Source organism: Mesorhizobium sp. M4A.F.Ca.ET.020.02.1.1 (genome assembly GCF_004022645.1).
Taxonomy (GTDB): domain Bacteria; phylum Pseudomonadota; class Alphaproteobacteria; order Rhizobiales; family Rhizobiaceae; genus Mesorhizobium.
In genome coordinates, this window is the sequence record NZ_RZOI01000209.1 from 1 (window position 1) to 8377 (window position 8377).

Genomic DNA, 8377 nt, shown 5'->3' on the forward strand with positions numbered 1-8377 from the left:
GTGCAGCCTGGTCGCCGCATGCTTGTGGATGACGAAGATGCCGGCGGCCTTCTTGCCGCTCCGCGACAGCTTGCCGGCCGGCTCGGCGGTCTTCCTGAAATCCCGCTTGGCCCGATACTGCTCGAGGCTGGCCATGGCTGCGGCCTCCTATGCCGATTTGCGCCGCGGAGCGGAGGCCTTGCCCCGTCCGGCCTTTGGCTTTGCCTTCGCCTTCGACGCGGCCTTGCCCGCGCCTTCCGCGTTCAGGCTCTTCTTCAGCGCATCGAAGAGGTTGACGACATTGGAAGGCTTCGGCGGCGCCTTGGCCTTTGGCGCCTTCCTGCCGGCCTTCTTGGCGCGGATCAGCTCGAGCAGGGCATCCTCGTAGCGGTCGTCGAACTTCGACGGATCGAATTTTGCCCCCTTCCGGTCGATGATGTGTTCGGCAAGGTCTATCATCTCATCGTCGGTCTTGACCGGCTTGATATCGCCAAAGACGCTGTCGGGCTGACGCACTGTGTTGTCGTAACGCAGCGTGGTCAGCACCATGCCCTTGCCGAGCGGCTCGATCACCACCGGGCGTTCCCGCTGGTAGAGCACGATGCGGGCGAGGCCGGCCATCTTCTTGCCCGCCATGGCGTCGCGGATGACGGCAAAGGCCTCCTCCGACACCTTGTCCGCCGGCGAGACATAATAGGGCGTGTCGAGGTAGATCTGCCGGATCGAGGATTTGTCGACGAAGCCGTCGAGGCTCATCGTATGCGAGGACTCGATCTGGACGGCCTCGATCTCGTCTTCCTCGATATGGATGAACTCGCCGTCCTCGACCTCATAGCCCTTTATCTCGTCGCCTTCCTCCAGCGGCTTGCCGGTCTCGGCATCTACATAGATGCGCTTCACGGTGTTTCCGGTCTTGCGGTTGAGGATGCGGAAGGAGACCTTTTCGGCGTGGGTGACGACGTTGGTCAGCTCGATGGCGCAAGTGACCAGCGACAGCTTGAGATAGCCTTTCCAGGCCGGGCGCGGCGCCATGACGAACTCCGTGAGCAGGGTGGTTGAACCGAGAACGGGCAGAACCCGCTCCGGTTCCGGGAGGCCGCCTCCAGACTGGGTCCTGACTTTCCCGGGCGGCGCACGGAAATTTCGTCGAGGCGCCCGCGATTGAAACAGAACCGCGCTCAACCGACATCGGGGCGAAACATATGTGATGCAAAAGTCACATTGGGCGAGATGCCGACAAATGGCTCGGAAAGACCCCGAATCAGCCGCATTCCGGCCACGAAGCGGGGCATTTCGGACCAGAAATTAACATCACGTTCACCGACTATTCACGCCTCGACGCTATGATGCCCGCAATTCGGACGGGACATCCGAAATCGGGACAGGGACAGGGAAATGAAGTTCTGGAACCACATTGCCGGCTACGCCGCCGCCATCCGTGAATTCGTCGCGCCGACCTATCGGCCTGAGCGTTATTACATGCGCGGCCCAGGCCCGGCCTGCGCCCGCCGCGGCAACTCGCTCGGCATCAGCGCGCACTGATCATGACGCTGGAGAGCCGTCATGACAGCCGGATCTGCAAACCGGCCGACAGCCATCGCGCAACCACCTATCGCGCCGAGCGCCCCGCGCTGGCCGGTCGGCGGCGTGCGACAACGCCACCGCTTTGACGCCGCCGCCGGCTGGCTTAGTGTCTGACGACACCAGCAGCCGGGGCCGACATGATTGACCTGCCCGAACCGAAGCGTCCCCTTCCTCCGCCGCAAGCTTACGATGCAACCCAGCCGCTGATCGTCTTCGACGGCGTCTGCGTGTTCTGCTCGGGTTTCGTGCGGACGGTGGTGCGGTTCGACCGCGGGAAGCGCTTTCGTTTCGCCACGGCGCAGTCGCCGTTCGGCGAAGCGCTGTTTCGCAAGCACGGACTGGCGACCGACAGCTACGATACCAGCCTGACCCTGATCGACGGAAAGGCCTTCACCCAACTGGACGGCTTCATCGCCGTGATGGCCGAGCTTGGCTGGCCATGGCGCACGGCGAAGGTTTTGCTCGCCCTGCCGCGGCCGCTGCGCGACTGGTTCTACGACCGCATCGCCAAGAATCGCTACGCCCTGTTCGGCAGGACGGGCAGCTGCGAGATCCCGTCGCCGGAACTGCGGGAGCGGCTGATCGGCTAGAATCCCGCCACGGCTGGTCGGAGCCTGGCCGGCGGCGAGATTCGGCCTCCCGACAATCCTCGCAAATTCACGGATCATCGCCGCCGGCTTGCGCAAGGCGCCGCGCGGGTCGAAAGATTTTCGTAGCACCTGTCGAAATCCGCCTGGCCCAGGCGACATTGGTCAGGCCGGCGATGACGCGGCCTTCGAGAAAACGGGAGAAGACCATGCGATACATGCTTTTGATCTACGCGAACGAAGCCGCGATGGCGACCGCGCCGAGCGAGAAGACCTACGAGATCAGCGCCGCCTATGGCGCCTATACCGAGGCGTTGAAGAAATCCGGCGCCTGGCTCGCCGGCGACCGGCTGCGGCCGACGCAATCCGCAACGGCGGTGCGCACGGCCGACGGCAAGACCAATGTGCTCGACGGCCCCTATGCCGACACCAAGGAGCAGCTCGCCGGCTTCTACATGATCGAGGCCGAGGACGCCGACGCGGCCATCGCCTGGGCGGCGCGCTGCCCGGGCGCCAGCGCCGGCACGATCGAGGTGCGACCGATCTGGGAAATGAGCGACTATCCGTCCGCGAATTGACCCAGTGATGGACAATCGACCGGAGATCGCGCGGGCGGCGGCGGAAGCGGCCGCCCGGCAAAGCTACGGCAAGCTGGTCGCCTTTCTCGCGGCGCGCACGCGCGATGTCGCCGGCGCCGAGGACGCGCTGGCGGATGCCTTCGCGGCGGCGCTCGAGCGCTGGCCGCAGACCGGCGTGCCCGAAAAGCCGGACGCCTGGCTGCTCGCGGTGGCGCGCCGACGGGGCGTCGATGCGGTGCGGCGGCGGCAAACCGGCGAGGCGGCGCGCGATCATCTCAAGCTGATCGCCGAGGAGGTGGAGGCCCGCATGACCGACGAAGAGCTGCCGGACGAACGGTTGCGGCTGATGTTTGCCTGCGCCCATCCGGCGATCGAGGCCAGCGTGCGCGCGCCGCTGATCCTGCAGACCATCCTTGGCTTCGACGCGGCGACCATCGCTTCGGCCTTCCTGGTCTCGCCGGCGACGATGGGCCAGCGCCTGGTGCGCGCCAAGACCCGGATCCGCGAGATCGGCATTCCGTTCCGGGTGCCGGAGCGGGCCGAGCTCGGCGAGCGGCTGGACGCGGTGCTGGAGGCGATCTACGCCGCCTTCGCCGAAGGCTGGACCGATCCTGCCGGCACCGAGACGCGGCGCCGCAACCTCGCCACCGAGGGCATCTGGCTCGGCCGGCTGGCGGCCTCGCTGATGCCGGACGAGCCGGAGGCGGTAGGGCTTCTGGCACTGATGCTGTTTGCCGAAGCGCGGCGGGCAGCGCGACGCAGCCCGGAAGGTGACTTTGTGCCGCTTGCCGAGCAGGACACCGCGCTCTGGGACGACACGCTGATCGACGAGGCGGAAGACCTGCTCGAACGTGCCGCCGCCAAGGGGATCATCGGCCGCTACCAGCTGGAGGCGGCCGTGCAATCGGCCCACACGGCGCGGCGGCGCGGCGGCCGCACCGACTGGGCAGCGATCCGCCAGCTTTACGACGCGCTGCTGGCCGTCGCCGGCTCGCCTGTTGTGGCGATCAACCGCGCCGTGGCGATCGCCGAGGATGAGGGCGCTGCGGCCGGGTTGGCAGCGCTTTACGTGCTGGGTGACGACAAGCGGCTGGTTGACTATCAGCCCTATTGGGCTGCCCGCGCCGGCCTGCTGGCGAGGCTCGGCACGACCGGATTGGCGGCCGAGGCTTACGACCGCGCGATCGGCCTCGAACGGGACCCGGCCGTGCGCCGCTTCCTGCAGGAAAAGCGGGCGAAGCTCACAGCGGGCAGCAACTAGGCCGCGGCGCGATTAGAGCGCCGCCAGCCAACTCCCATCTCTTCCATTTGGGATGGTGCTTTCCGGAAAGGCCTCGGCTTTCTGCTCGATGGGCTCTCTCCAGGACAAGGTTCCGGCCTGCTATGATGGCCTTTTCCCGGCAACCTCGTAAGAGGCCGCTCACCACATCGCGTGGGCGGCATTCAGTTTGTGGATCAGCTCATGATCGCGCAGCCTGGCCCACAGGCGCTCGATATCGGGCCAGGCAGCGGCGACCTTGCCGATCTCGGGATGCCAGGCCACCAGCATGATCAGGTAGATGTCGGCCAGCGATAGCTGCTCGCCCACCAGCCAGTCGCGGCCGGCGAGGGCCTTGTCGAGGATGGCAAAGCCGCGCTCCGTCTCGTTCAGCGCGGCCTGTTTCACCGCCTCCACGCCGTCCGGCGTCACGGTGTAGCGATGGGCATAATAGTAGCGCAGCCCCGCCGGGTAGAGGACCGACGACATGAAGGCCATCCAGCGCAGGAAGTCGGCGCGGGCCGGCGAACCCGCCGCCGGCGCCAGCCCGGCTTCCGGATGGCGCTCGGCGAGCAGAATGCAGATCGCCGCCGATTCGGTGATCGATCGGCCGTCCGGCAAGGTCAGCACCGGCACCTGGTTCAACGGGCTGATGTCGAGGAAGGCCTGGTCGGGCGGGTCCTTCTTCGGCACGTCGATCTGGTCAAACGGCGCGCCGGCCAGGGCAAGCGCCGCCTCGACGACGAAGCCGCCGCTGCCGGGGCGTGTGTAAAGTCTGTACATCAATCCCTCCCAACCGCCCGCGCGGGGCCGGTTGAGGTTTGCACCGGAAGCGGTGCCGCGCTCAAGCGCGGCGCGGACGCCACACGGGTTTTTTCAGCGGTCCAGCGTCCCGCGACCGTTCATTGAGGAGGCTTACGCCCCCAGCCCGTCGAACAGGATGGTCGACAGGTAGCGTTCGGCGAAGGACGGGATGACGACGACCAGGGTCTTGCCCTTGTTCTCTGGCCGCGAGCCGACGACGATCGCCGCCTGCAGCGCGGCGCCCGACGAGATGCCGACCGGCACGCCTTCGAGGCGGGCGACAAGCCGCGCATTGGCGACGGAATCCTCGTTGGAGACCCTGACAATCTCGTCATAGATCGTGGTGTCGAGGATCTTCGGCGCGAAGCCGGCGCCGATGCCCTGGATCTTGTGCGGGCCGGGCTGGCCGCCGGACAGCACCGGCGAAGCCTCCGGCTCGACGGCGACGACATGCAGCGAGGGCTTGCGCTTCTTCAGCACCTGGCCGACGCCGGTGATGGTGCCGCCGGTGCCGATGCCGGCGACGAAGATGTCGACCTCGCCCTGGGTGTCGTTCCAGATCTCCTCGGCCGTGGTGCGGCGGTGGATCTCGGGGTTGGCCGGATTCTCGAACTGCTGCGGGATGATGGCGTCGGGCAAGGTGGCGGCAAGCTCGTCGGCCTTGGCGATGGCGCCCTTCATGCCCTTGGGACCTTCGGTCAGCACCAGTTCGGCGCCGAGCAGCGCCAGCATCTTGCGCCGCTCGACCGACATCGTCTCCGGCATGGTCAGGATCAGCTTGTAGCCCTTGGCGGCGGCGGCGAAGGCGAGCGCAATGCCGGTGTTGCCGGAGGTCGGCTCGATCAGCGTCGTCCTGCCGGGGGCGATCCTGCCAGAGGCTTCCAGCGCCTCGATCATGGCAACGCCGATACGGTCCTTGACCGAGGCGATCGGGTTGAAGAATTCGAGCTTGGCCAGGAGATTGGCGACGACGCCCTTTTCCTTCGCGAACTTGTCGAGCCGCACCAGGGGGGTGTCGCCGATCGTCTCGGTGATCGAATTGAAGACGCGGCCGCGGCCGGGCACGCGCGCGGAGGTGACGGGCTTGTTCATTGTTTCGCTCCCAGGACAGGCAATTGCATCAGCGACAGAATAGGGCTTTCAGCCGCGCAAGATAGGCTGCCGGTCGAAAATATCCGAGTGGGGCGCGTGCTGAAAACGCTGCCGCCCCGGAATAGCATTTTCCGGATCGGCTTGTTTCCGGAATGGTTTGGCCGAAACGGAAGCGCGATGAGACGGGTGCTCTATTGCCTGGCCGCGATCGCCGCCGCCGCGCCGACCATGAAGCCGGCGGCCGTGCGGTTCAGCGCCTTCAGCGCGCGCGGCGACTTCAGAAACCAGCGCGCCTTCGCAGCGAGCGCCAGATAGGGCACCAGCACGACCAAGAGGACAATGACGGTGAGCGCGACGAGGATGCCATAGTCGGCCAGCGTGATCGTCTTCAGGTCGACGATGGTCGGCGTGATGGCGAGGTAGAAGATCATCGTCTTCGGATTGCCGAGCGTCACCGTGAGGCCGGCAAGGAAGGAGGCGACGAGCCCGCCCTTGCCCTTTCGCGCCTCGACAGTCTCCGGCGTGATGCCGCTGGTCCAGAAGCGCCAGCCGAGGAAAGCGAGATAGGCGACGCCGGCCCATTTGATGGCGAGAAAAACCATGCCGAAAGTCTGCGCGACGAAGGCAAGACCGAGCATGACGGCGGTGAGATAGGTGAGATCGCCGAGGATCAGGCCAAACGACATCGCCAGCGACGAACGGAAGCCGGAACCCAGCGCCCGCGCCACAAGCGCGGTGACGCCGGGGCCCGGAATGGCAGCGGCGATGCCGAGGGCGGCGCTGTAAGCGACAAATCCGGTGAGCGTCATGGCTTTCGGTCCAGATGAGTGCGCCTTGTCGCATACATCCGAATGGAATTGAATTTCCTGAGGACTGGATTCGATTGCACCAGATCTCGCCGGGTCAACCCGAGGCGGCCCCAACAGGATTCCCAGGCCGGCTCAATCAGGACCGGTCGTCGCCATAGGTGACGCGCCAGATGGTGCCGTTGCCGTCCTCGGTGAGGATCAGCGCGCCGTCCTTCGCGACAGTGACGCCGACCGGCCGGCCCCAGACATCGTCGTCGGAGATGACGAAGCCGGTGGCGAAATCCTCATACGCGCCGGTCGGCTTGCCATCCTCAAATTTCAGCCGCACCACCTTGTAGCCGGTGCGCACGCCGCGGTTCCAGGAGCCGTGCAGGGCGACGAAGGCATCGCCCTGATACTCGGCCGGGAAGCTCTTTTTGTCATAGAAGGCGATGCTGAGCGGCGCCGAATGCGCCTGCATCAGCACGTCGGGAACAGTGACCTTGCCAGCAAGGTCGGGGCGCGCGCCCTTGTGGCGCGGGTCCTCGTTGGCGCCGATGTAATACCAGGGCCAGCCATAGAAGCCGCCTTGCCTGACCGTCGTCGCATATTCGAATGGCACGTTGTCGCCGAGCCCGTCGCGCTCGTTGACGACGCACCAGAGCGCGCCTGTCTGAGGCTGCACCGTCATGCCGGAGCAGTTGCGCAGGCCGGTGGCGAAGCTGCGCCGGTTCCTGCCGTCCGGATCGAAGGCCAGAACGTCGGCGCGCCCTTCCTCCGGTCCCCAGCTCGCGCCGAGCGGTGCCGACGCCGCCCATTGCGCGAGCCCGCCTTCCGGCTCGGCGCCGATGTCCTCGGCGACGTTGGAGCCCGATCCGACCGATAGGTAGAGCGTCTTGCCATCAGGCGAAAAGATGATGTCGCGCGTCCAGTGATGGCTGGAGGGGATGTCCGGGACGATGGTTTCCGGCTTGCCCTGCGCCTTCAGGTCACCTTCGCGGTAGGCGAAGCGCACGACGCTGTTGCTGTTGGCGACATAGACCCATTGCGGCCTGTCGCCCGACGGGTAGAAGGCGATGCCATAGGGCCGGGTCAACCCTTCGGCGAAAATGGCTTGCTGCGCCGGCCTCGCGCCGCCCTCGGCGAGGCGATAGACGCGGATCTGGTTGGCCTTGCTGTCGGCGACAAACAGGTCGCCATTGGGTGCCACGCGTACGACGCGTGGATTGTCGATGCCGGAAGCAACGAGTTCGATGGAGAAGCCGGGCGGTAGAAGCGGCTTGACCCCTTCGGGACGATCGCCAACGCCCGGGCCGTTCGATGACGAGCGGGTGCGGTAGGGCGCCGGCAGGTCCTGCGGCTTGATCAGCCGGCGCACTCCCGGACGGTCGGCCTTCCAGTCGCCGAAAGCCTTGCTGCCGGTCAGCACCGGCTGGTCCGCAAGCGCTGCGGTGGCGACGAGCATGGCAGCTCCCGCAAGACTGGCAAACCGGATCATACCGTCCTCCAGGGTTGGTTTGGCCATGGGCAGTCAAGGCCAGGTACGGGACAAACGGAAAAATCAGACCGGCGTTCCGCAACGAAGGGGGCACAGGTGAACTTAAGGGTGGTAGTGGGTGCTCAGCTGCCTTCCGCATAGAAATCATCGTCCAGGCGCCTTTCCGACGCGACCAGATCGGCCGGCAGCGGCAGGCCCATGGCGCGCAA

The 8377-nt window shown here is 66.2% G+C and carries 9 protein-coding genes; 4 read left to right on the top strand and 5 right to left on the bottom strand.

Annotated features, from left to right (window positions below; translation table 11 throughout):
* Positions 1-147: 147 nt before the first annotated feature.
* Positions 148-1011, bottom strand: coding sequence for a Ku protein (locus tag EN742_RS15290; protein ID WP_126057274.1), 864 nt, complete (start codon positions 1009-1011; stop codon positions 148-150).
* Positions 1012-1374: 363 nt separating this feature from the next.
* Here EN742_RS15290 and EN742_RS15295 point away from each other — a divergent pair, with 363 nt between their 5' ends.
* From EN742_RS15295 to EN742_RS15310, 4 genes are all read left to right on the top strand, one after another.
* The gene (locus EN742_RS15295) at positions 1375-1521 is read left to right on the top strand and encodes a hypothetical protein (RefSeq protein WP_126057275.1); all 147 of its coding nucleotides are present in this window, start codon (positions 1375-1377) and stop codon (positions 1519-1521) included.
* A 179-nt stretch (positions 1522-1700) separates the two neighbouring features.
* Entirely contained in the window at positions 1701-2153 is a 453-nt protein-coding gene (locus EN742_RS15300) for a thiol-disulfide oxidoreductase DCC family protein (protein ID WP_126057276.1), read from the top strand.
* 206 nt (positions 2154-2359) lie between these two features.
* A complete protein-coding gene (locus tag EN742_RS15305; RefSeq protein WP_126057277.1) occupies positions 2360-2728 on the top strand; it encodes a YciI family protein in 369 nt (122 codons plus the stop codon).
* A 7-nt stretch (positions 2729-2735) separates the two neighbouring features.
* Positions 2736-3989, top strand: coding sequence for an RNA polymerase sigma factor (locus EN742_RS15310; protein ID WP_126057278.1), 1254 nt, complete (start codon positions 2736-2738; stop codon positions 3987-3989).
* Positions 3990-4148: 159 nt separating this feature from the next.
* Here EN742_RS15310 and EN742_RS15315 read toward each other — a convergent pair whose 3' ends face one another.
* The 4 genes from EN742_RS15315 to EN742_RS15330 form a co-directional block, all read right to left on the bottom strand.
* Entirely contained in the window at positions 4149-4769 is a 621-nt protein-coding gene (locus EN742_RS15315) for a glutathione S-transferase family protein (RefSeq protein ID WP_126057279.1), read from the bottom strand.
* Between the two features lie 132 nt (positions 4770-4901).
* Positions 4902-5882, bottom strand: coding sequence for a cysteine synthase A (cysK, locus tag EN742_RS15320; RefSeq protein WP_126057280.1), 981 nt, complete (start codon positions 5880-5882; stop codon positions 4902-4904).
* 191 nt (positions 5883-6073) lie between these two features.
* Positions 6074-6691, bottom strand: a complete 618-nt coding sequence (locus tag EN742_RS15325; protein WP_127400527.1) for a LysE family translocator — start codon at positions 6689-6691, stop codon at positions 6074-6076.
* 136 nt (positions 6692-6827) lie between these two features.
* Positions 6828-8168 carry a sorbosone dehydrogenase family protein gene (locus EN742_RS15330; protein ID WP_128332985.1) on the bottom strand — a complete coding sequence of 447 codons (1341 nt, stop codon included), beginning with the start codon at positions 8166-8168 and terminating at the stop codon, positions 6828-6830.
* Positions 8169-8377: the final 209 nt, after the last annotated feature.